Origin of the sequence: Rhodanobacter lycopersici (assembly GCF_040812335.1) — a bacterium.
Lineage (GTDB): Bacteria > Pseudomonadota > Gammaproteobacteria > Xanthomonadales > Rhodanobacteraceae > Rhodanobacter_A > Rhodanobacter_A lycopersici.
The window spans coordinates 503,188-525,437 of record NZ_JBFOHK010000002.1 but is presented as its reverse complement, the minus strand read 5'-3'; the positions used below and the strand labels follow the sequence as shown (position 1 = coordinate 525,437).

Annotated in this window: 16 protein-coding genes; 10 read left to right on the top strand and 6 right to left on the bottom strand. The window is 68.3% G+C overall.

Going from position 1 to position 22,250, the window contains the following annotated elements:
- Positions 1–150 precede the first annotated feature (150 nt).
- The 5 genes from ABQJ54_RS09230 to ABQJ54_RS09210 all read left to right on the top strand — a co-directional run bounded on the left by ABQJ54_RS09230 (position 151) and on the right by ABQJ54_RS09210 (position 7,888).
- Entirely contained in the window at positions 151–1,245 is a 1,095-nt protein-coding gene (locus ABQJ54_RS09230) for an AraC family transcriptional regulator (protein WP_367854002.1), read from the top strand.
- A gap of 128 nt (positions 1,246–1,373) precedes the next feature.
- Positions 1,374–2,609: a parallel beta-helix domain-containing protein gene (locus ABQJ54_RS09225; protein ID WP_367854001.1), complete on the top strand. Its 1,236-nt coding sequence runs from the start codon at positions 1,374–1,376 to the stop codon at positions 2,607–2,609.
- Between the two features lie 7 nt (positions 2,610–2,616).
- Positions 2,617–3,774 (top strand): SO2930 family diheme c-type cytochrome, encoded by a 1,158-nt coding sequence (locus tag ABQJ54_RS09220; protein ID WP_367854000.1) that lies wholly within the window; start codon positions 2,617–2,619, stop codon positions 3,772–3,774.
- Positions 3,775–3,847: 73 nt separating this feature from the next.
- On the top strand, positions 3,848–6,394 hold the full coding sequence (locus tag ABQJ54_RS09215) for a TonB-dependent receptor (protein WP_367853999.1): 2,547 nt from the start codon (positions 3,848–3,850) through the stop codon (positions 6,392–6,394).
- 93 nt (positions 6,395–6,487) lie between these two features.
- Positions 6,488–7,888, top strand: coding sequence for a coniferyl aldehyde dehydrogenase (locus ABQJ54_RS09210; protein WP_367853998.1), 1,401 nt, complete (start codon positions 6,488–6,490; stop codon positions 7,886–7,888).
- Between the two features lie 78 nt (positions 7,889–7,966).
- On the opposite strand, the gene ABQJ54_RS09205 is transcribed toward ABQJ54_RS09210, so the two are convergent.
- Positions 7,967–9,481, bottom strand: a complete 1,515-nt coding sequence (locus ABQJ54_RS09205) for an OmpP1/FadL family transporter (protein ID WP_367853997.1) — start codon at positions 9,479–9,481, stop codon at positions 7,967–7,969.
- Between the two features lie 194 nt (positions 9,482–9,675).
- Between ABQJ54_RS09205 and ABQJ54_RS09200 the strand changes: the two genes are divergently transcribed.
- Both ABQJ54_RS09200 and ABQJ54_RS09195 read left to right on the top strand, forming a co-directional pair.
- A complete protein-coding gene (locus tag ABQJ54_RS09200; protein ID WP_367853996.1) occupies positions 9,676–9,972 on the top strand; it encodes a YcgL domain-containing protein in 297 nt (98 codons plus the stop codon).
- 89 nt (positions 9,973–10,061) lie between these two features.
- Positions 10,062–13,559, top strand: coding sequence for an ankyrin repeat domain-containing protein (locus ABQJ54_RS09195; RefSeq protein ID WP_367853995.1), 3,498 nt, complete (start codon positions 10,062–10,064; stop codon positions 13,557–13,559).
- On the opposite strand, the gene ABQJ54_RS09190 is transcribed toward ABQJ54_RS09195, so the two are convergent.
- Positions 13,560–14,633 carry a glycosyltransferase family 9 protein gene (locus tag ABQJ54_RS09190; RefSeq protein ID WP_367853994.1) on the bottom strand — a complete coding sequence of 358 codons (1,074 nt, stop codon included), beginning with the start codon at positions 14,631–14,633 and terminating at the stop codon, positions 13,560–13,562.
- 96 nt (positions 14,634–14,729) lie between these two features.
- On the bottom strand, positions 14,730–16,568 hold the full coding sequence (locus ABQJ54_RS09185) for a monovalent cation:proton antiporter-2 (CPA2) family protein (RefSeq protein WP_367853993.1): 1,839 nt from the start codon (positions 16,566–16,568) through the stop codon (positions 14,730–14,732).
- A gap of 98 nt (positions 16,569–16,666) precedes the next feature.
- Here ABQJ54_RS09185 and ABQJ54_RS09180 point away from each other — a divergent pair, with 98 nt between their 5' ends.
- Positions 16,667–17,455 carry a glutaminyl-peptide cyclotransferase gene (locus ABQJ54_RS09180; RefSeq protein ID WP_367853992.1) on the top strand — a complete coding sequence of 263 codons (789 nt, stop codon included), beginning with the start codon at positions 16,667–16,669 and terminating at the stop codon, positions 17,453–17,455.
- A gap of 125 nt (positions 17,456–17,580) precedes the next feature.
- On the opposite strand, the gene ABQJ54_RS09175 is transcribed toward ABQJ54_RS09180, so the two are convergent.
- From ABQJ54_RS09175 to ABQJ54_RS09165, 3 genes are all read right to left on the bottom strand, one after another.
- Positions 17,581–18,780 carry a glycoside hydrolase family 27 protein gene (locus ABQJ54_RS09175; protein ID WP_367853991.1) on the bottom strand — a complete coding sequence of 400 codons (1,200 nt, stop codon included), beginning with the start codon at positions 18,778–18,780 and terminating at the stop codon, positions 17,581–17,583.
- 315 nt (positions 18,781–19,095) lie between these two features.
- Entirely contained in the window at positions 19,096–20,037 is a 942-nt protein-coding gene (locus ABQJ54_RS09170) for an alpha/beta hydrolase (protein WP_367853990.1), read from the bottom strand.
- 341 nt (positions 20,038–20,378) lie between these two features.
- Positions 20,379–21,257, bottom strand: coding sequence for a LysR substrate-binding domain-containing protein (locus ABQJ54_RS09165; protein ID WP_367853989.1), 879 nt, complete (start codon positions 21,255–21,257; stop codon positions 20,379–20,381).
- Between ABQJ54_RS09165 and ABQJ54_RS09160 the strand changes: the two genes are divergently transcribed.
- Together ABQJ54_RS09160 and ABQJ54_RS09155 are read left to right on the top strand one after the other, a co-directional pair.
- Positions 21,244–21,678 carry a carboxymuconolactone decarboxylase family protein gene (locus tag ABQJ54_RS09160; RefSeq protein WP_437343334.1) on the top strand — a complete coding sequence of 145 codons (435 nt, stop codon included), beginning with the start codon at positions 21,244–21,246 and terminating at the stop codon, positions 21,676–21,678. The two genes, ABQJ54_RS09165 and ABQJ54_RS09160, sit on opposite strands and share 14 nt — an antisense overlap.
- The gene (locus tag ABQJ54_RS09155; protein WP_367853988.1) at positions 21,675–22,238 is read left to right on the top strand and encodes a DUF4865 family protein; all 564 of its coding nucleotides are present in this window, start codon (positions 21,675–21,677) and stop codon (positions 22,236–22,238) included. The genes ABQJ54_RS09160 and ABQJ54_RS09155 overlap by 4 nt, the downstream gene beginning before the upstream one ends.
- Positions 22,239–22,250 lie beyond the last annotated feature (12 nt).

Sequence of the window (22,250 nt, the reverse complement as noted above, 5' to 3'; positions counted from 1 at the left end):
CCAACACCGGGGATGCAGCACCGTCGATGGTTGTCCGAAAGGCCGTTGCCCGGCCGGCCACTTGCGCAATGCACAAGCGACCGACGACGCAAGCGTGCTAGAACGTGCGGATCGCAGGCCGCCTGGCCTGCCCATGCGGAGCTTGGCACCATGGCACGTCCCGCCGGCATGATCGGCTTTCACTCCAGCGCACACGCCACGCCGGTGACGGACGATCCACGCCTGACCGCCGCGGAGTTTCCCACCAACAAGCTGCTCTACCTGACGCAACTGGCGGACGGCTGCGGCGTGGACAGCCGCGCGTGGTTCGCCGGGCTGGCGCTGAATCGCGCGCAGATCGCCGACCCGGCGTTGCGCGTTTCCTACCGCCAGGCCAGCCTGTTCGTGCATCGCGCGCTTGCCGCGCTGGCTGCGGCGGGCGTACACGATGCCGGGCTGCGCATCGGCCGCGAGGGCACCGTCGGCGGCTTCGGCCTGCTCGGGCTGGCGATGATGACCTCGCGCACCTTCGGCGAGGCGATGCAGTCGGGCATCCGTTACCACAAGATCTGCGGCTGCCTGCTCGACCTCGCGTTCGAGCCGGTGGACGAACATGCCGTGGCGATGGTCGCGCTACCACTGTTCGACGACGCCAGCCTGCTGCCGTTCTTCTGCGAAGAGCTGTTCGCCAGCTCCACGCTGATCGCGCGCGAGCTGGTCGGCCCCGAGCTGCGCCCGCTGCGCGTGGAACTGGCCTATCCGCGCCCGGACCACGCCGACGAGTACACGCAACTGTTCGGCTGCGAGCTGCGCTTCGCCGCGCCGCACTGTCGGCTGCTGATCGGCACGGAATGGCTGGCCCGCCCGCTGCCTGGCTACAACCCGCTCACCGCGCAACAGGCGCTGGCGCTGTGCGCGCAACAGCGCACACCCGATGGCGGCGAACCGCACCAGGAAATCGTCGCCGCGGTGGAACGCCTGCTGCGCAGCCAGTTGCGCCAGCAGCCCACGCTCAACGAGGTGGCACGCACGCTCAACCTCAGCGAACGCTCGCTGCGCCGCCGGCTCACCGAGAGCGGCCGCGTGTTCCGCGAGATCCACGACCGCGTGCGCGCCGAGCGCGCGCTGCAACTGCTGCAGGGCGGTGACCTGAGCGTGGCCGAGATCGGCGGCGAGGTGGGTTTCAGCGACCCGCGCGAATTCCGCCGCGCGTTCAAGCGCTGGACCGGCATGGCGCCGCAGGAAGCCCGCCGCGCGGCGGCCTGACCACCCTCCGCGGCCAACACTGGCCGCTTTACCCCCCGTCCTCTGGCCGTTTTGCCCTCCCCAACCGCAACGCCTTGCGGGACAGTGGCGGCATCCGCAATGCCGTTCGAATGGGGAGTTCAACGATCATGCGCAAGACGCTCATCACCGTGGCGCTGGCCACCGCACTCGCCGCCTGCAGCAGCCAGCAGGCTCCCGCGCCGCAGAACCAGACCGACGCCAGCTTCGAATCGAAGCTGCAGGAGCAGTTGCTGGACGCCAAGCCCGGCACCTTGATCGACATCCCCGCCGGTACCTATCACCTGAAGCGCGGCCTCAGCCTGCGCACCGACGGCGTCACCATCAAGGGCGCCGGCATGGACAAGACCATCCTCTCGTTCAAGGGCCAGGTGGTCGGCCCCGAAGGCCTGCTGGTGAATGCCAACGACTTCACCATCGAGAACCTCACCATCGAGGACACCAAGGGCGACGCGCTGAAGATCAACCATGGCAGGAACATCACCATCCATGGCGTGCGCACGCAATGGACGGACGGCTCGAAGACCAGCAACGGCCCCTACGGCATCTACCCGGTGAAGACGCAGAACGTGCTGATCGAGGACTCGGCGGCGATCGGCGCCTCCGACTCGGGCATCTACGTGGGCCAGTCCAACAACGTGATCGTGCGCAACAACCACGTGGAACGGAACGTGGCCGGCATCGAGATCGAGAACACGGTGAACGCCGACGTGTACGGCAACACCGCCACCGACAACTCCGGCGGCATCCTCGTGTTCAACATGCCCGACCTGCTGATGGAAGGCAGCGGCACGCGCGTGTTCAAGAACCAGGTGATCGCCAACAACCACGACAACTTCGCGGCGAACGGTTCGGCGGTGGCCAGCGTGCCGGCGGGCTCGGGCGTGGTGGTGAACTCCAACCCGAAGGTGGAGATCTTCGACAACGACATCGCCGACAACAAGACGGCGAACATCATCGTCTCCAGCTTCTACTCCACCAACTACGCCAGCAAGACCGGCGTGGCGGCCGGCTACGATCCGTACCCGAAGGGCATCTTCGTCTACGGCAACCGCCTCAAGGGTGGCGGCGACTCGCCCAGCGGGCTGGAGTTCAAGACGCTGAAGGTCGCGCTGTTCGGCATCAACGGTCACTTCCCCGACGTGCTGTGGGACGGCTACAGCGACCCGAAATTCACCGACAAGACGCTGCCGCCGCAGGATCGCATCTGCCTGCAGGACGTCAGCGGCGTGGTCGATGCCGACGGCCCCGACGGCTACAAGCACCCCAACACCGACATGAAGCCGTTCCAGTGCACGCTGGACAAGCTGCCGGCGGTGACCCTGAACCCCGAACCAAAGCTCTGAGGGCGCGATGGTGAAGTCCGCGAAACGCGCCACCACGCTGCTGGCGTCGCTCCTGCTGGCCCTCCTCCTGGCCGGCTGCCAGCGCGGCATGCCACCGGTCGCATTCCATGCCGATGGCCGACCGGCCAAGCTCGGCGACTGGCACGTGCTCGAAGCCCGCGACGGCAAGCTGGAACTCAACGCCGGCGTGGTGCCGTACAGCCTCAACACGCACCTGTTCACCGATTACGTGCACAAGCTGCGCACGATCTGGATGCCCAAAGGCGTGTCGGCGAAATACGACCCAAAGAACGCGTTCGACTTCCCGGTCGGCACCATCATCTCCAAGACCTTCTATTACCCGCGCGCCGCCGACGGCAAGTTCAGCGACGTGGCGCGCACGCTGGACTACAGCGGCGACTTCGCCGGACAGGGGCTGCGGCTCGCCAGCGTGCACCTGGTGGAAACACGCCTGCTGGTGCGCCGCAAGGAAGGCTGGACACCCTTCGTCTACGTGTGGAACCCGCAGCAGACCGAAGCCACCCTGGTACGCACCGGCGACGTGCAGGCGCTCACCCTGGTCGATGCGCAAGGCCAGCGCGAGGACTTCAATTACGTGGTGCCCGACGAAGGCCAGTGCGTGAACTGCCACGAGGCCGACATGATCGGCCGCACCATCCAGCCGATCGGCCCCAAGGCGCGGCACATGAACCGCGACTACGACTACGGCAGCGGCCGCGAGAACCAGTTGGAGCACCTGGTCGCCATCGGCTACCTGATGGACATGCCCAGGCTGGCCGATGTGCCCAAGGATGCCAACTGGCGCGACCCCAGCGCCTCGCTTGACGCGCGCGCGCGCGCCTACCTCGATATCAACTGCGCGATGTGCCACAACCCGCACGGCGAGGCCAGCGTCACCGGCTTCTCGCTCGGCCCCGACGTGCCCGAAGACCACCACCTCGGCATCTGCAAGTCGCCCGAGGCGGCCGGCCCGGCCACCGGCGGGCGCCTGTTCGACATCGTGCCCGGCAAGCCGGACGAGTCGATCCTGATGAACCGCATCGGCTCCACCCGGCCCGGCGTGATGATGCCGGAGATCGGCCGGAGCACCGTGGATCGCGAGGGCGAGGCGCTGATCCGCGCGTGGATTCTTTCGCTCAAGGGGAACTGCGACATCGTGCATTGAGTGCGGTCGCAGCGGACGAAAACTTCGGCGCGGCAGCCGCGCCATGCATGACCTATGTCTGGGGAGAACGGGTATGACGATGCGTCTGCGACCACTGTCCGTCCAACTGCGCCTCGCGTTGCTCGGCGGCACCATGCTGCTGGTTCCGCCCCTGTCCGCATGGGCTACGGACGCACCGCAGAACGCCGGTGCCGGACAGACCGCGAGCGCGACACCCGACGCCAAAAAGAGTGACAAGAACACCACCGAGCTTGGCAAGATCACGGTGACGGCGCAAAGCCGCACGCAGGAAATGCAGCAGGTGCCGATCGCCCTGCAGATCGTCACCGCCAAGGACATCGCCAGCGTCACCGCCACCGACATCAGCCAGATGCAGTACTTCGTGCCGGGCCTGGTCGTCACCACCACCCAGCCGACCCAGCCCGGCTACACCCTGCGCGGCATCACCACCGAGGATTTCGGCATCGGCACCGAACCGGCGGTGGGCGTGTACGTGGATGGCGTCTATGCCGACCGCACCGGCGGCTCGCTGCTGGCTTTCAACGACATCCAGCGCATCGAGGTGCTGAAAGGCCCGCAGGGCACGCTGTTCGGCCGCAACGCGGCCGGCGGCGCGATCTCGATCGTCACCAACGAACCCAGCGACAAGTTCGAGGGCGATGCCACGCTGCGCTACGGCAATTACGGCGAACGCTATGCCTACGGCCTGGTCAACATCCCGCTGAACAAGGACATGGCGCTGCGCGTCAGCGCCTACGACAACCAGAGCGACGGCTGGATCAAGGACCAGGCGACCGGCCAGCACTACGGCGACAACGGCGACTGGGGCACCCGCGCGGTGTTCCGTTGGAACCTCACGCCGGAGACCCGCGTGCTGCTGTCGTGGGACCACGAGAAGCTCAACCAGGCACCGCAGGCGGCCGTCGGCCTGGTGCCGCTGTCGGACTTCACCGTGCGGCAGCCATCCGGCCTGATACTGCCGCCTTTCCCGGCGCAGTCGTCCACCTACCTCAACCCGCTGAACGCGCCGCTGTACAACGATGCGGTCGGCGCCGACGAGCGGCGCCGCTTCGACGGCGTCACGCTGACCGTCGACCACAACTTCGCCTGGGGCAGCCTGACCTCGACCACCGCCTGGCGCAACTTCGATACCTTCAATCTCGAGGACAGCGACGGCACCGCCAATGTCGACACCTACCTCGCCACTGCCAACATCGAACACAACAACTCCTTCTCGCAGGAATTCAAGCTGTCCGGCAGCAACGACCTGCTCGACTGGGTCACCGGCGTGAGCTGGTACAGCGAACAGGCCCGGCAGGGCAACCAGGTGGACGTCAATACCAACAGCATCGACACGCTGGCGGTGAACACGGGTGCCCAGACGGGAACGCCCACCGGCACCCTCTTCCACTATTTCCAGTCGATGCTCGACGCCTACGGATTGCCCTACAACCTGCTCGGCGACCCGTGGACCGAGCAGATCAACAACAACGGCAACTACAAATCCTATGCCGTGTTCGGCGACGTGATCTGGCACCTCAGCGACAAGCTGGACCTGACCACCGGCGCGCGCTTCACGCATGACGAGCGCGATTTCACCTGGTTCAACATCCCGCGCCAGGCGCCGCAACTGGACAACACGCTGAACCAGCTCCAGCAGGCCGGCATACTCGACATGGCCGCCGCCATGGCCGGCATTCCCACGTCCGCCCTGCTCAACGCCTTCCAGAGCAACGAGATCTTCACCGCCAGCGGCGGCGCGCCGGTCAACACCCTCGTCAGCGCACACAACACCTGGAACGACTTCAGCCCGCGCGCGGTGCTCAGCTACAAGTTCACCCCGGACGTGATGGCCTATTTCTCGGTGACCAAGGGTTACAAGGCCGGCGGCTACGAAAGCCTGGACATCGGCTCGCACTTCGCGCCGGAGAAAGTGTGGAACTACGAGGCCGGCATCAAGACGGTGGTGCCGGAATACAACCTGCTGTTCAACGGTTCGGTCTACTACTACCGCTACTACAACCTGCAGGAGCAGGTGCTCAATCCGAACATCACCGGGCAGCCGGGTTCCAACGGCACCGGCATCCCGTACTACACCACCAGCGTCAGCAACGAAGCGGCCAAGGGCGTCGACCTGGAAGCACAATGGCAGCCCATCGAAGCCCTGAAATTCAACGCGAATGTGGCCTACATCAGCCAGCGCTATCTGCAATCCACGGCGCCGGATGGCACCGTCCTCAACGGGCAACCCACCGGCAATCCGCTGTGGTCGGCCACCGCCGGCATGGCCTACACCGTGCACAACGTGGCCAACGGCAACGTGGTGTTCAACTTCCAGTACGGTTTCCGCAGCAAGACCCGCTGCAACGGGGAGTCGCAGATTCAGGGCACCTGCCAGACCAGCCCGAATTTCCAGGTGGGCACGGCCCAGCGGCACGCCAATGCACGGCTGGACTGGCAGACGCCGGACCAGCGCTGGGACGTCGGCCTGTTCGTGAACAATGTCTTCAACGAACGCTATATCGGCATCACCAACCTCACCACCACGGTGTTCGGCACACCCTGGGCCGTCATCGACCCGCCCCGCACCTACGGCGTGGAACTGCGCGTGAAGTTCTGACGCAGAGACGCATCGCGGCTGAAGCCGCTCCTACATGGCGTGTCGTAGGAGCGGCTTCAGCCGCGAACCCGCCCCATCCAAGGTTCGCCCAGCATGTCCGACCTCGATACCTCTCTGCGCCGCTTGCGCGAAGCACAGGCCCGCGACCCGCTGCCGGACTGGCCCGCGCGCGCGGAGCGCCTGCGCGCGCTGGAACGCCTGCTGCGGTCGCATCGCGACGGCATCGCCGCCGCGATCCACGCCGACTTCGGCAATCGCCCGACGGAAGAAACCGAACTGCTGGAAATCTTCCCCAGCCTGTCGGCCGTACGCCATGCGCTGCGCCACGGCAGGCGCTGGATGCAGCCGAAGCGGCGCTTCGCCGACCTGCTGTTCCTGCCCGCGCGCACCGAACTGCACCCGCAGCCGCGGGGCGTGGCGGGCATCATCGTGCCGTGGAACTACCCGCTCTATCTCGCGGCGGGTCCACTGGTGGACGCACTGGCCGCCGGCAACCGCGTGATGCTGAAGATGAGCGAATACACGCCGCGCTTCTCGGCCCTGTTCGCCGAACTCATCGCCAGGTATTTCCGCAACGACGAGGTGCAGGTGATCAACGGCGACGCCAGCGTGGGCCAGGCCTTCGCCGCACTACCGTTCGACCACCTGCTGTTCACCGGCTCCACCGCCGTGGGCCACCACGTGATGCGCGCGGCGGCCGCCAACCTCACCCCGGTGACGCTGGAACTGGGTGGCAAATCGCCCGCCATCCTCGGCCCCGGCGCGCGCATGGAGCAGGCGGCGGAACGCATCCTGTTCGGCAAGCTGGTCAACGCGGGACAAACCTGCATCGCGCCCGACTACGTGCTGTTGCCGCGCGCACAAATGGCGGCGTTCGCCGCCGCCGCACGCGCAGCAGTGGCGCGCCTGTATCCCGATCTCGCACGCAACACGCAATACGCCAGTATCGCCACCGACCGCCACTACGCGCGTCTGTCCGCGCTGCGCGACGACGCGGAGGCCGCCGGCGCTTCGGTCGAATCACTGAGCGGCGCGGTGCCCGACGCCGCGCGCCGCCTGCTGCCGCCGGTGTTGCTCGCGAACGTGCGCGACGACATGGCGGTGATGCAGGAAGAAATCTTCGGCCCACTGCTGCCGCTGGTGCCCTACGACACGCTGGACGAAGCCATCGCCTACGTGGACGCGCACGCGCACCCGCTCGCGTTGTACCTGTTCGAAACGGACCCGTCGCTGATCGACCGCGTGCTCGCGCGCACCCGCGCCGGCGGCGTCACCGTCAATGACACGCTCTACCACATCGCCCAGCACGAACTGCCGTTCGGCGGCGTGGGCGCCTCGGGCATGGGCGGCTATCATGGCGAAGCGGGTTTCCGCACCTTCTCGCACCTGAAACCCGTGTTCCGTCAGGCACGCTGGAACGGCGCCGGCCTGCTCAATCCGCCCTACGGCGCACGTTTCCGGCGCATGCTGGACCTGCTGCTCAGGCGCGGCTGAAAACCTGCGGCGCGGACATGAAAAAACCTCCCCGCTCGCACGGGGAGGTTCGCTGGCAAACGCCCGATCGCGGCGCGATCAGAACTTGTACTGCGCCGACAGGCTCAGCAGGTTGCCGTAGTCGTCGAAGCTGCCGGTGAGGATGTCGCCGGTGGAGTCGACGGAGCCGTTCATGCCGCCGTGACTGACAAAGATATGCGCGTAGGCGGCGTTGATCTGGAAGTTCTCGGTCGCCTTGTAGCCGATGCCGAACGTGGCCATGTGGCGCGCCGCGTCAGGCACGCGCGGATCGCGGTTGTCGGCGCTCATCGGCGCCTGGTCGATGGCCACACCGGCGCGCAGGGTCAGCTTGTCGGTGGCGTAGTACTCGCCGCCCACCGAGACGTAGTAGGTGTCGCGCCAGTTGAACGGCAGCGTGGTGGTCGGCTGCGTCGGGTTGGCATAGACCAGCGTGAGGTCGCGCATCACGCTCCACTGCGTCCACGACACGTCGGCGCCGATGCCGAACCGCGATTCCTGGTGCCAGTAGCTCAGGGTGGCGGTGGCCGGGTTGGTGAGGCGCGCCGTGCCACTGGTGTGCTGGAATGCCGGAATGCTGCCCGACAACTCCGGGTTCTGCAGCAGCAGGTCGTAGCCCGGCGTGGTGGTGAAGTTGGCGGTGCCATCGATGTCGTGCGTGATGCGCGAGCGGTAGTCCAGCGCCACGCGGTCGTTCGCAGTCGGCTTCCAGTACGCACCCAGCTGCCAGCCCCAGGCCCAGTTGTTGCCCTGGACGTTGGCATAGCCGTCCGAGCCCTGCGGGGTCAGCGCGGCCACGCCGGCAGCAGCGGCCTGGGCCTGCGCGGCAGCGGCCTGCGCCATGGCGGCGGCCTGCGCCGGCGGGATCTGGCCGGCCGCAGCCGCAGCCTGGATCTGCGCGATGGCCGCAGCCGCCTTCTCGCCGATGCCCTGCTGGATGCCCAGGCCCACGGCGTTGAAGTTGATCGCGTTGGTCAGCTGGGCATTGGTGCGCTCGGCGATCGCGCTGGCGCCGATGCTCCACTGGTCGTTGATCTTGAACGAGGCGGACAACGTGGTGTCGTACGAGCGCAGCAGGGTCTTGATGGCATCGTAGCGACCCACCCAGTTGCTGTCGTATTCGGTCTGGAAGCCGAACGGCACGTCGAACGCAATGCCGAGGTTGACGCGATCGCTCACCTTGGTGGCGATGGCCAGCGCGGGCACCGGCAGCGTGGTGCCGGCGTCGCCACCGTTACCGCCGGAAATCGGATACGCGTAGGGCGTACCGGCCAACGCCGTTGAGTTGCCACTGAACTTGGCGCTGAAGTTGACCGCGGTGATGTCGGCCTGCACGAAGGTGCCGTCGAGGTCGCTCATCGCCGCCGGGTTGTTCTCCACGACCGACACGTCACCGCCGGCCGTGGTGGAGCCGGCGTAGGCGCGACCCAAGCCTTGGGTGCTGTTCTCCTTCAGCTGGAAGGCGCTGGCATGGGCCATGTCGGGCGCGACCAGGGCGCCCGCGACGGCCACGCTCAGCGCGGCAAGCGCCAGCGGGCGGGTGGCGCTCGAGAGGGAACGGAAAGACTTGTGCATCACGTGCTCCTGCGGATCAAGATGGAGGGTTCATGCGCCCTACGGGTTTCACACGAAATTCATACGGGCGTTTAACATCCTTGCGCGGCACTGTGCCCGCTCGCCCCGGGTGTTGCAAGTGCTGTCGCAGCAATCGCTGTCGGGATCGCCGCGGCAATGCCCGGCCCCACACCCACGAATCGAGGAAAACGTCCATGCAGTGCTTCGTCTACGCCAGCCGCCGCAGACCCGATACCTATCTGTGGCTGGCCGAACGCGACGGCTTCGGTGTGTTGCCCGAACCGCTCCGCGGCATGCTGGGCGAACTGCGCTTCGCGCTGGAACTGCAACTGGACGAACAACGTCGCCTGCCGCGCGAAGACGCCAGGCAGGTGATAGCGCATCTGCGCGAGCGGGGCTGGCATCTGCAGCTGCCGCCAGAGAGCGCGCTGGCCGCCACCAACCACCCCGGTTACCGCGAGTCGCTGCGCGATACCACGCAGGATCGCTGATCCATGTTGCGCCGCATGGTGTGGCGTGCTGGCCGTCGCGTTAACGCGAGGTTACCGTCTGTGTCCATCACGATTCCTATACTGTGACGATGACCCAGACCAAATCGCGCCGACGCCCTCCGTTCCTGCACGCCCTCGCCTGGTTCGTTCCCGGATTGATCGCCGTGGCGCTGGCCGGCATGGTCGCCCACCCGCTGACCCTGATCCCGCTGCTGCTGGCGAACGCGCTGACCATGGCCGCGGTTTGCCACGCGATCGGCTTCGATCCCGAGCCAAGCTTCGCGCGCACCGTGCTGCGCCGGGGTGCCGCGCACCTGGTGATGTTCACTGTCTACGCAGTGATCGTGTTCGGGCTGGTGGCGTGGCCGATGCTGGCACTGAGCCAGTCGCACAGCCTCGCTGCCACGCTGGCGCTGGTCGCCACCCTGGTGCTGGCGCTGGCCGTGCTGTGGCGGCCCTGGCCCGCGTTCGGCCTGGTGTTCGTATGGGACGACGCCTACCCGGCGCAGCACGACGGCTCGTGGATCTTCACCGCCACCCTGCGCAGCCTGATGTTCGGGCGCCACCTGGCGCGCGAGGAGCGTTTCTTCAGTCACTTCCTGCCCGCCGCGCTGGCGCTGCTGGCGCTCGCCTGGGGCGCGATCGCGCTCAGCGGCTTGTACGGCATGCTGCCGTCCGAGCTGCGTATCGCCGCGCTGGCACTGTATGCCGTGCTGCTGCTGCCGCTGGCTTGCCTGGTCGTGGCCAACCGCACCCTGCGCACCCTGTTGTGCGCCCAGCACGACCGCCATCGCCAACACGCCGCCGGCGCCGATGCACCGGCAAGCGCCAAACCTGCCGCGCCGGTTGCCGCGGCGCCGCTGAGCGAACAGGAGCGCACCGCGGGTACGCCCGAGCAGGCCGCCGCCCTGCTCGCCGCCACCCGCGATGGCGACATCGAACGTGCACTGGCCTTGGTCGAGGCCGGCGCCGACCCGGCGACCGCGCCGCTCGCCGGCGATCGCGACCAGCGCCCCGTGCTGATGCTCGCCGCGCTGCTACCGGATACCCGCCTGCTGCGCGCACTGATCGCCAAGGGCGCCGACGTCAACCGCGCCAGCGGCGGGCTCACCCCGCTGCTCGCCGCCACGCGCGACAGCTGGCACGGCCGCGCCGAGGCGGTGATGACCCTGCTGGCGAACGGCGCGAATCCGCTCGCCACCGATGCCGAGGGCCGCACCGCGCTGCACGGCGCGGTGCTCAGCGAGGAACCGATGGTGGCGGCGATGCTGCTCGACGCCGGCGCACCGGTCAACGCGCTGGACCAGGGCGGTGCCAGCCCGCTCGCAGTGGCCTGCCGCGCGGCGAACTGGCCGCTGGCGAAGTTCCTGCTCGAGCGCGGCGCGAAGCCTGCACCGGCCAACGGCGAGCCCGCGCTGGTCGCCGCCGCCGGCATCGCCGACGACGACCCGGCCGGCGTGAAGCTGCTGCTCAAGCATCGTGCGGCGGTGAACGCGGTGGACGCGCGCCACCGCAGCGCGCTGATCGCTGCCGCCGCCGAAGGCCACGAACAGATCGCCCGTGCGCTGTGCGCGGCCGGCGCCGACGCCACGCTGGCCGACCGCCACGGCAGCACGGCGCTGATGGAAGCCGCACGTGCCGGCGCCGTGGGTATCGTGCAGCGGCTCGCCGAGGCACAACCCGATGCGCGCGCCCGCGACGGTCACGGTCGTGACGCACTCATGCTCGCCTGCCAGTCGCCGCGCGCCCATGCCGATACCGTGCGCGCCCTGCTCGCGCTGGGCGCCGAGCCGAAGACGCCGGGCAGCGACGGCCGCAGCGCGCTCGACCATGCCGCCGCCACCGGCCGCTGGGACCTGGTCGCCCTGCTCGATCCGGAAACGCCGCTGCCGGCCAGCCTCGGCCATGCGGCGATCCCTTCCGGCGCCGACACCCCGGCCCACCTGCTCGATGCCCTGCGCTTCGGCCACTGGGCGATCGTCTCCGGCTTCGCCACGCGCATGCATGACTGGCCGCAGGCGCAGCTGGCCCGCCTCTACCTCGACCTCGCCCAGCCGGGCCAGGGCCAGGCGCGCCGCTGGCTGCTGGACCATGGCCTCGATCCCGAGGCGCGCCTCGCCGCGCAACAGCCTGACGACGAGCAGGGTGACGAGTTGGACGTGGCGGCGGCCAATGGAGAACACGCCGCGCCACCCGCACTTCCACCACTGGGCCGCCGCCTGTTCGACGCCCTGCTGCTGCAGTTGCCGGCCAGTACCGAAGCGGTGGAGGACCTGCTGCAGGCCGGCACCACGCCGGCCGGCACCGGCCTGCTCGCCCAGGCCCTGGAACGCCTGGGCGGTTCGGCGCAGGGCGCTGCGCTGCCGTTGGCCCTGCTTGAGCGCGGCGCCGATCCGTTCGGTCCCGATGCGCGCGAACGCACGCCGCTGCAGCTGGCCGCGGTGAACGGCCAGAACGAGCTGCTGCAGGTCCTCCTGGCGCGCGGTTGCAATCCCAATTGCCGCGATCGCGACGGCCGCACCCCATTGTTCGCCGCGCTGGAACACGGCGAAGCTGCACTGCCGCTGGTGCGCGCGCTGATCGCCCACGGTGCCGATGCGGAAGCCGCCGACGCCAACGGCGAGACCCCTCTGGGTCTCGCGTTGGAGCATCCGGCGATCGAACGCTGGCTGGACTGGGGCCACTGGCCGCGTCCGCGCCGTCCACTGCGCGCCGACGACCTGCCCGCCACGGCACAGGCCGGCGCACTGGTCGCGGTGCAACGCCTGCTGGAGCTGGGCTTCCCCGTCGACACCGTCGACACGCGTGGCGCCAGCGCGCTGCTGCACGCCTGCGGTGCGGGCTACGGCGAGATCGCCGCCTGCCTGCTCGACGCCGGCGCCGATCCCGCACTGGCGACAGCCAACGGCATCACTCCGTTGGCCGCCGCCGTGGCCGGCGGTCGCGAAGGCACGGTGGCGCTGCTGCTGGAACGCAAGACCGACGTCGACCAGCGCCTGCCGAACCAGAGCACCGCACTGATGGTGGCCGCCGCGATGGGCCGCCCCGAGTTGGCCGAGGCGCTGCTCGTCGCCGGCGCCGACGTCAACGCCGGCGACGCGCGTGGCCACAGCGCGCTGCATGCCGCCGCGCAATACGGCTTCGAACACAACGACAGCCTGCGCGCGCGGCGCCTGCTCGATGCGCTGCTGCGGCACGGCGCCACCGTCAACCAGGCGGATGGCGAGGGCAAGACCGCGCTGCTGCTGCTGCTCGGCGCCCATTTGCGCCCCGGCAGCGACTGCGACGCCACCCATCTCGGCGCGCTGGTGCCCGTGCTGCTGGAAGCCGGCGCGGACGTGGCACATGCCGACCAGCGCGGCGTCACCGCGCTGCACGCCTGTGCGATGCACGCGTTGCTGCCGCCGGCCCGCGTGCTGCTGTCGCGTGGCGCCGACCGTGCCGCCGCCGACGCGTTCGGACGTACCGCCGCCGATGTGGCGCGCCAGCTCGGCTACGTGGACATCGCCCACGAACTGGCTGTGCGCAGCAGCGCGATTCCCAGCGTGCGGCAGACCCTGCGCCAACCGGCCCAGCCAGCGGAGTGATCAGGCCACCGCCCGCCAGCGTGCATGGCGTGGCGGCAGGCTGCGCCACGCATCGGCGACCTGTTCCACGCTGAGGGCCTCCACCCGCGTACCGCGTGGCAGGCCGCCCAGCACCGTCACCACGCCACCCGGTGCGGCGCGCGGCGCCCAGTGTGCAGGCGAGGCGCCGCCGAACATCACCACCAGCGGGCAGCCCACCGCGGCGGCGAGATGCGCCGGTCCCGTGTCCACCGACACCATGCTGTGCGCGCAAGCCAGCAAGGCCTTCAGCCGTGCCGGCGACAGCTCGTCGGCGACCGATACCACCGACTCGCTGGCCGCGATGGCACGGATGCCTTCCAGGTAGCCGGCTTCCCGCGGGCAGCCACACAGCAGCACCCGTGCCGACGGCAGCGTCTCCAGGATCGTCCAGGCCAGCGCCGCCCAGTGCTGCAGCGGCCACGCCTTGTCGTCATCCGCGATCGCGCGCACGCCGTTCCAGCGCAAGGTGCGCTTGTTCGCCGGCTGCAGCAGCACCAGCGGACGGCCGTGCAGACCACGTGCATGCAGCCAACGCTCGCATTCGACCCGCGCCGCCGCATCGACCGTCAATTGCGGCGCGGCGCCGGGATCGACCGCCAGTGCATCGCAACGCCCGTGGAATGCGGATGGCGTGCAGTCGCCGAAACGCAGCAGATGGTCCACCCAATGCTCGCGCTCCTGCAGCGGCAGGTCGACCAGATACGCACGATGCGCCGCGGGCACGCCTGCCAGCATCAGCGAGCGCTGGATCCGCAGCAACGTCCGTAGCCGCGGCTCGCAAACGTAAACCGGCGCATCGCGCCGCTCGCGCAGCCAGGCGATCGCGCGCCAGCGTTCGCGACTGACCAGCAGCGGCCGGCGCGGTGCCTGCAGGGCGAATACCTCGGCCACCTCGGGCTGGTCCGCATACAGTTCCATCGGCCACGCGCCGACCGCGAGCAGGTCGCAGGGCGCGCCATAGCGCTGCTGCAACTTGTGCAGCAACGGCTGCAGCAGCACGGTGTCGCCGAAACGGCCGAAGCGGATGACGAGCGGATGCGGCGAGCTGGACATGCCCGTCCGAACGCCGGATGCCGGGCTCCGTTGACGGCAGGAAATTGCGTGCGCAGGAACCCGTCAAGCACCGCAAGTACGGACGACAAGCCGCGCTCAGTCCGAGCTCGTCAGCGGGGTGTCCGGATCGCGCTCGCGTGCCTCGCGCGCCTGCGGTTCGGCATCGGCCTCGAACAGCTTGTCCAGCTCGGCCAACGCCTCGCGGGTGGTCTGCACCAGCTTGGCCTCGTCGTCGTAGACGAGGTACTGCGCTTTGATCAGCTCGGCGTCCTGGCGGCGGAAACGCTCCACCCGGTCGACTGCGTGCTCGGGCGTCATGCCCAGCGCGATCAGCGCCTGCTTGCTCATCTTCAGGCTGGAGAACAGCGTCTCGCGGATCGGCTCGTCGATGCCCAGGTCCATCAGTCGCCACACGTGCTGGCGGTTGCGCGCGCGCGCCACGATCTTCAGGTGCGGGTACATGCGCCGCACCACGCGCGCCACGTGCAGGCTGGATTCGGGGTTGTCGCTGGCCAGCACAAACACCTCGGCCTTGTCCGCCTGCGCCGCGCGCAGCAATTCGGGCCGCGCGGGGTCGCCATAGAAGATGTCGCTCCCGCGGCCGAAACGGCGGATCAGGTCCATCTGTTCGACGGAGTGGTCCAGCGCCACGAACGGTATGCCTTCCGCGCGCAGGATGCGCGCCACGATCTGCCCCATGCGGCCGTAGCCGGCGATGATCACGCGCGGCGAGTGCGCCACGATGGTGTCGAAATCGCGCGCCGGCTTGCGCACCTTGCGCGCGCCGAGCAGCTTCGCCAGCGCCGCCACCAGCAACGGCGTCAGCGCCATCGACAAGGTGATCGCCAGCACCAGCAGGCTGTGCTGGCGCGCACTGATCAGCCCCTGTCCGTCGGCGAGCTTGAGCACCACGAACGCGAACTCGCCGCCGCAGGCCAGCAGCACTGCGAGACGCAGCGCATCGCCCCGCTCCAATGCGCCCACGATGCGCCCCAGCGGCCACAGCAAGGCGCCTTTCAGCAACAGCAGCGCGACCACCACGCCCAGCACCAGCAAGGGTTCGCGCAACAGCAGCGAGATGTCCATCGACATGCCCACGCTGATGAAGAACAGACCCAGCAGCAGGCCCTTGAACGGCTCGATGTTGGATTCCAGCTCGTGGCGGTATTCCGAATCGGCCAGCAGCACGCCGGCGAGGAAGGCGCCCAGCGTCACCGACACGCCGGCCACTTCCATCAGCAGCGCCACGCCCATCACCACCAGCAGCGCAGTGGCGGTGGACACCTCCACCGCATCCGCCTTCGCCACGAAGCGGAACACCGGCCGCAGCAGGTAGCGGCCACCCACGACCACGGCCACGATCACGCCCACCGTGCGCAACGTGCCCGCGAGATCGAAGCCGTGGTGGGCCGTGCTGCTGGCCAGCAGCGGCACCGCGGCGATCAGCGGAATCGCCGCCAGGTCCTGGAACAGCAGGATCGCGAACGCCTGCCGTCCGTAGGCCGAACCGGCCTCCTTGCGTTCACCCAGGATCTGCAGGCCGAACGCAGTGGAAGACAGCGCCAGGCTGCCGCCCACGATCAGCGCCGCCCCCGGCACGAGGCCCAGCAGGCGCCAGGCGATCACGCCGATCACCGCGCTGGTGGCCAGCACCTGCAGCAGGCCGGTGCCGAACACCGAGCGCCGCATCACCCACAGGCGCTGCGGCGACAGCTCCAGGCCGATCACGAACAGCATCAGCACCACGCCGAATTCGGAGATCGCGGCGATGCCCCCGGTGTCGCTCACCAGGCGCAGCGCCTGCGGCCCGATCGCCATGCCGGCCAGGAGGTAACCCAGTACCGAACCGAGCCGGAAGCGCTTGGTCAACGGCACCGCGATCACCGTGGCCAGCAGGAACACCACGGCGACCTGCAGGAAATGATGGCTGTCCACGTGCACTCCGGTCCGTTCGCGTGCCCCGATTATTTCACGCGACCGTGTTCACCGGCCGTGCTGCCATGCCGCGCCGCGACGTGGGATCATCTCCAGCCATGAAAATCCTCGCCGCCATTGCCACCGCCGCGCTTGCCCTGCCCTGTGCCATCCCGGCCCGCGCGCAAGATGCCATCCCTGTGTACGGCTACCGCGTGGTGCACAGCTACCCGCACGATCCGCAGGCCTATACCGAAGGCCTGCTCTACCTGGACGGCCATCTCTACGAGAGCACCGGCCAGGTGGGCAGCTCCAGCGTGCGCAAGGTGGACCTCGCGACCGGCAAGGTGCTGCAGCAGTCGCCCACGCCGTGGCCGGACTACGGTGAGGGCATCGCGGTGTGGAAGGACAAGCTGATCCAGCTCACCTGGAAGAACCAGGAAGGCTTCGTCTACGACCTCGCCACGCTGAAGCCGCGGGCGCGCTTCCCCTATGCCGGCGAAGGCTGGGCGCTCACCAGCGACGGCAGGCAGCTCTACATGAGCGACGGCACGCCGGTGATCCGCATCCTCGATCCCGACACGCTCAGGCAGACCGGCCAGATCGACGTGACTGCCGACGGCCAGCCGCTGCAGGACATCAACGAGCTGGAATGGGTGAAGGGACAGATCTTCGCCAACGTGTGGCTCACCACGCGCATCGCGCGCATCGACCCGGCCAGCGGCAAGGTGGTGGGCTGGATCGAGCTGGCCGGACTGGGTCCGAAGCCCGGGCAGCTGGCCGATCCGACCAACGACGTGCTGAACGGCATCGCCTACGACGCGCAGCACGACCGCCTGTTCGTCACCGGCAAGTGCTGGCCCAGGCTGTACGAGATCAGGCTGACCGGGCCGAAACGCGGGCACTGAGGCCGCGGCGTTTCCCGCGGCCTCGAACCACCGGCAGCACCCGTCCAACGACGACGCCGGCAGCGCCTGCTGCACGCCCCGGGAAGACAGGTCCGGAAACCACGGCTGCCGTGCGCGAACGGGGACTACACGGCACGGATGCGGTACATCACGCTGGCGTGCGGCTGCAGCTTGACCGAGATGCTGCCGTCGCCGTTGCGATCGCTGTGCAACCACAGATCACGCAGGCGGTAGCGTCCCGGCTTCAGGCCGATCTCGGCCGGAGCCACCTCGACGTCCTGCGCGCCATCGGCTTCGTTGAACACGAGCACGGCCCGGCTGCCGTCCTTGAGCGGCTTGACGATCACGTGAATGCCGTTGGCGTCGCGCACCTGGTGCCCCTGCACGCCGAGCGGGTCCTGATCGACAGCGATGACTTCCTTGTTGAGCAGTATTTTCAATGCTTCCGGCTTGATCGTGCGCAGGTCGGTGCCGATCAGCAGGGGGGCCGCCATGATCGACCACAAGCTGAAGTGGCTGCGGTATTCGACGTCCGTCATGCCGCCATTGCCGACCTCGAGCATGTCCGGATCGTTCCAATGTCCCGGGCTTGCGTAGCGATCGAGCAGCACGTTTTGCTTGAAGACTTTCAGCATCGACGCATAGTTGTCGCTGATGTCGCCGGTGGTGCGCCAGGACTGTGCGTCCACCGGCGGCTTGCCTGCCCACAGCCACGGCTTGTTCTCGCCCCATTCGCACACGCTGAAGAAGATCGGCCGGCCGGTCGCGCGCAGGGCCTTTGCCATCGCGGTGTAACGCTGCAGGGCGGCGATCTTCTGGTTGTTGCAGTTGTCGTACTTGAGATAGTCCACGCCCCACGCGGCGAAGCTCGCGGCATCCTCCTGCTCGTGCCCGAGGCCGCCGGGGAAGCCGCGATTCTCCTGCAACGGCTCGCATGTGGAGGTGCCGGCACTGGAATAGACGCCGAACTTCAGGCCGCGGGAATGGATGTAGTCGGCCAGCGCCTTGATCCCGCTGGGGAAGCGCCTGGGGTTGGCCTGCAGCTTGCCGTTCTTGTCGCGCTGCCAGTTCGCCCAGCAATCGTCGATGTTCACATAGCGATAGCCGGCATCGCGCAGACCCAGGCTGACCATCTTGTCGGCGATGCCGCGGATCATCTGCTCGTTGAATTCATCGCGGCAATGGGTGGAGTTCCAGTTGTTGAAGCCCATCTGCGGAACGGCGCCAAGCCTTGCTGGCGCGCTGGCCGCAGCCGGCAACGACAAACCAAGGAGCAATACCGGAAGCAAGACGAACCGGGCGACGAGCAGGTTCAAGCGTTTCATGGGCAGATACTCCCCAGGCATGAAATTCCGAATCACTGTGGCGGACATGCGTGCGACGGGCGGCCGCGCTCCGGCTGCCGGATCCCGGCGGGGCGACGGCGGCACCGCCAACCATCCATCGACGCACCTGCCGGATGGCCCCATCCCACAGGCCACTCTTCACGCGGTACGCCGAATCGTCATATAAGCCTACAATATTGCCAAGCTGCACAGCAGCATTTGCGCGTATTGAAACCGCGCAGATCAATGCCAAGGGCATCTGCATCAAGCTGGGGAGATACGGGCGCAGCGCCATGAAAGCTGCGCCACGCCTGCTCAATGCGGCAGCACGCCGATCGTCTGCATCCATGCTTCGGCAAGCGCAGGCCAGCCCGTGATCGGAAGCCGGGTGTGGCGCAGGCCGAACGCGTGCCCGCCGTGCGCATACAAGTGCAGCTCCGCCGGCACGCGCGCCTTCGCCAGCGTGGTGTAGTAGACCAGCGCCTGGTCCACGCCATCCGTGTAGTCATCTTCCGCCTGGACCAGGAAGGTGGGCGGAGTCTCGTGGATGACCGGCACGTTGGGGTTGAGCCTACCGTCGTCGAGCGCGAGGTGTCCGGGGTAGATCGCCATGGCGAAATCCGGCCGGTCGCTTTCCTTGTCGGCCGCGTCCACCGGCTTGTACGTCCGGCGCTTGAAGTCCGTGCTGGTCTCGGCCACCAGGAAGCCGCCCGCCGAGAAGCCGATCACGCCGATCTTGTGCGGATCGACATGCCACTGCGAGGCATGGAAGCGCACCAGTCTTATCGCTCGCTGCGCATCCTGCAAAGACGGCACCGACAGTGCGAAATCGTCAGGATAGGTCCTGCGCCGCCAGTCGTAAGGCGTGCCCGGCACGCGATACTTCAGCAGCACGCAGGTGATGCCGCGGGACGTCAGCCAGTCACAGATCTCGGTACCTTCGAGGTCGATGGCCAGCACCTGGAAACCACCGCCTGGAAACACCACCACGGCGACACCCGCGTTCCTGCCCCCGGGCGCATAGACCGTCAGCGTGGGCCGGCTCACATTGGTCACTGCCATCCACGGCCGATCGGCGATCTGATGTTCTGTCCGCAACGTCTCCGTTTCCGGCCCAGGCATCGGCTGCGCATCGGGCACCGCGCCCGGCCACAACTGCAGCTGCGCCCGCCCGCCAGCGGGCTGCCAGACTCCGGCGTTTGCCTGCAGGCTTCCGCATGCAAGCAGCAGGCAAAGCAACACTATCCATGGCTTCATGACGCTCCTTCGCCCCGGCATCCGGCCAAGGCAGCGTGATCAGGATGGGAAATCGGGAGGAACCCCTCTCCCAGATCATGCACGCCTGCCCGGGCCAGGTGCGGTCGCACCCGTGGATTTTTCCGGGCAGGCGTTGTGGCTGCTCGCCGCGCAGCCAGCGCGCCGCATCCACCGCATACGTGGGGGGTGACACCGGCCCCGCACGGATGCGATGCGGATGAAAGCGGTCCACCCGACCAGCGGCATCACGATGGCCGGCGGAAAGGCGGCGCGCCTGGCCTACGGCTGATCCCGCCAACGCATGGACACTGACGCTGCGCATCCAGCAGCATCCAGTCGCGTCAGCGCGGCGACAGCGTCCGCACGATGATGCTCGCCAGCTGCGCCACTGCCTGCACCGGTTCCGCCTCGGCGCGATGCAGGGCCAGACCCAGCATCGGCAGCGCCGGCAGGCCGGCCTCCTTCGCGGTGAGTGCACGCACGCTGGCCGGCAGGCCCAGCGGGGTGCGTACGCTCACGCCCAGTCCCGCGCCCACCGCGGCCCAGATGCCTGCAAGGCTGGCGCTGCTGAAGGTGATGCGCCAGGGGATACCGGCACGGTCCAGCGCCTCGATCGCCGCGTTGCGCAACAGGCAGGGCGCCTCCAGCACCGCCAGCGGCAGCGGTTCGCCGCGCCGATGCAGCTTCGACGCCGTCGCCTCGGCCCCGCCGATCCATCGCATCGGCCAGCGTCCCACACGCTCGGCATGCGGACTGTCCGTACCGGCCTCCCAGGCCAGCGCCAGATCGAGTCGGCCGCGTTTCACGCCATCAATCAGTTCCACGTTTCGCGCGATGCGCGCCTCCATGCGCAACCTGGGGTGCGCACGTGCGAAGCGGCCCAGCACTACGGGCAGCAGGCTCTCGCCAAAATCCTCCTGCAGGCCCAGCCGCACGCGGCCTTCCAGTTCCGCGCCGCCGATCGCCGCAGCGGCCTCGTCGTTGAGCTCCAGCAGGCGCCGCGCGTAGCCCAGCATCACCTCGCCCGCCTCGGTGAGCGCCATGCCGCGGCCGGCCTTGCGCAGCAGCGATGCACCGGCCTGTTGCTCCAGCTTCTTCAGTTGCGCGCTTACCGCCGAGGTGGAACGGTTCAGCCGCTCTGCCGCCTGCGCGAAGCTGCCCAGCTCGATGCCGGTGGCGAAGCTGCGCAGGCTGTCGATGTCGAAGTTGACGCGCGACATGGAATCGTCCTTATTTTCGGGATCATCGATACTGAATTTCCCGATTTTCGGTATCATCATGGAGCGCTATCGTGGCAGCCGTCAACCGCAAGAGGCCGCCCGCATGGCTCACGATCCGCATTACGCCCGCGACAGCATCGGCGACATCGCCCCGAAACTGGCCGAACTCACCGACGCGGTACTGTTTGCCGATGTCTGGGCGCGCGCCGAAATCAGCCCACGCGAACGCAGCATCGCCACGGTGTCCGCGCTGATCGCACTGAATCGTGGTGAACAGTTGCCGTTCCACCTTGCCCGTGCCCGCGACAACGGCCTCAGCGAGGCGGAGCTGGTCGAGCTGATCACCCACCTGGCGTTCTACGCCGGCTGGCCTTGCGCGTTCTCGGCCATCGGCACGCTGCGCAAGGAGCGGGCGCCATGATCGCGATGCAGTACGCCATCACCCTGCCCGCCGACTACGACATGGCGATCATCCGCCGCCGCATCGCGGAGAAGGGACACCTGCTGGACGACCTCCCAGGCCTCGCGTTCAAGGCCTGGTTGCACGCCGCGCGCGGCGACCGCGAACTGCCCGGCCGCGACAATCTCTACGCGCCGTTCTACCTGTGGCGCGATGGCGAGGGCATGGACGCCTTCCTCGGCGGCAGCGGCTTTGCCACGCTGGCGCACGACTTCGGTCGCCCTGTGGTGCGCACGTGGATACCGTGGCAGACGGAACTGGCCGCCGATCTGCGCAGCGCCGCCTGCGCCACGCGGGAGCTCGTCGCGATTCCGGTGCATGCCGATCTGGCCGAACTGCGCGCCGCCGAGGCCGCAGCGGCGCGGCAGGATCGCGCGGCCGGCGCGCTGGCCGCGATCAACGCGTACGACCCGACCGACTGGACCCTGCTGCGCTTTCGTCTGTGGTCGACGCTGCGCCCCGATCTTGCCGGCGGGGACCGGCAGGTCTGTCGCGTCGGCCACGTCTCGCAACCGCATTGAACCTCGCACCCA

Bases quoted from the DNA above. Each gene is read 5' to 3' on its own strand.
- ABQJ54_RS09230 (WP_367854002.1), top strand. From the start codon at position 151: ATGGCACGTCCCGCCGGCATGATCGGCTTTCACTCCAGCGCACACGCC.
- ABQJ54_RS09225 (WP_367854001.1), top strand. From the start codon at position 1,374: ATGCGCAAGACGCTCATCACCGTGGCGCTGGCCACCGCACTCGCCGCC.
- ABQJ54_RS09220 (WP_367854000.1), top strand. From the start codon at position 2,617: ATGGTGAAGTCCGCGAAACGCGCCACCACGCTGCTGGCGTCGCTCCTG.
- ABQJ54_RS09215 (WP_367853999.1), top strand. From the start codon at position 3,848: ATGACGATGCGTCTGCGACCACTGTCCGTCCAACTGCGCCTCGCGTTG.
- ABQJ54_RS09210 (WP_367853998.1), top strand. From the start codon at position 6,488: ATGTCCGACCTCGATACCTCTCTGCGCCGCTTGCGCGAAGCACAGGCC.
- ABQJ54_RS09205 (WP_367853997.1), bottom strand. From the start codon at position 9,481: ATGCACAAGTCTTTCCGTTCCCTCTCGAGCGCCACCCGCCCGCTGGCG.
- ABQJ54_RS09200 (WP_367853996.1), top strand. From the start codon at position 9,676: ATGCAGTGCTTCGTCTACGCCAGCCGCCGCAGACCCGATACCTATCTG.
- ABQJ54_RS09195 (WP_367853995.1), top strand. From the start codon at position 10,062: ATGACCCAGACCAAATCGCGCCGACGCCCTCCGTTCCTGCACGCCCTC.
- ABQJ54_RS09190 (WP_367853994.1), bottom strand. From the start codon at position 14,633: ATGTCCAGCTCGCCGCATCCGCTCGTCATCCGCTTCGGCCGTTTCGGC.
- ABQJ54_RS09180 (WP_367853992.1), top strand. From the start codon at position 16,667: ATGAAAATCCTCGCCGCCATTGCCACCGCCGCGCTTGCCCTGCCCTGT.
- ABQJ54_RS09175 (WP_367853991.1), bottom strand. From the start codon at position 18,780: ATGAAACGCTTGAACCTGCTCGTCGCCCGGTTCGTCTTGCTTCCGGTA.
- ABQJ54_RS09170 (WP_367853990.1), bottom strand. From the start codon at position 20,037: ATGAAGCCATGGATAGTGTTGCTTTGCCTGCTGCTTGCATGCGGAAGC.
- ABQJ54_RS09165 (WP_367853989.1), bottom strand. From the start codon at position 21,257: ATGTCGCGCGTCAACTTCGACATCGACAGCCTGCGCAGCTTCGCCACC.
- ABQJ54_RS09155 (WP_367853988.1), top strand. From the start codon at position 21,675: ATGATCGCGATGCAGTACGCCATCACCCTGCCCGCCGACTACGACATG.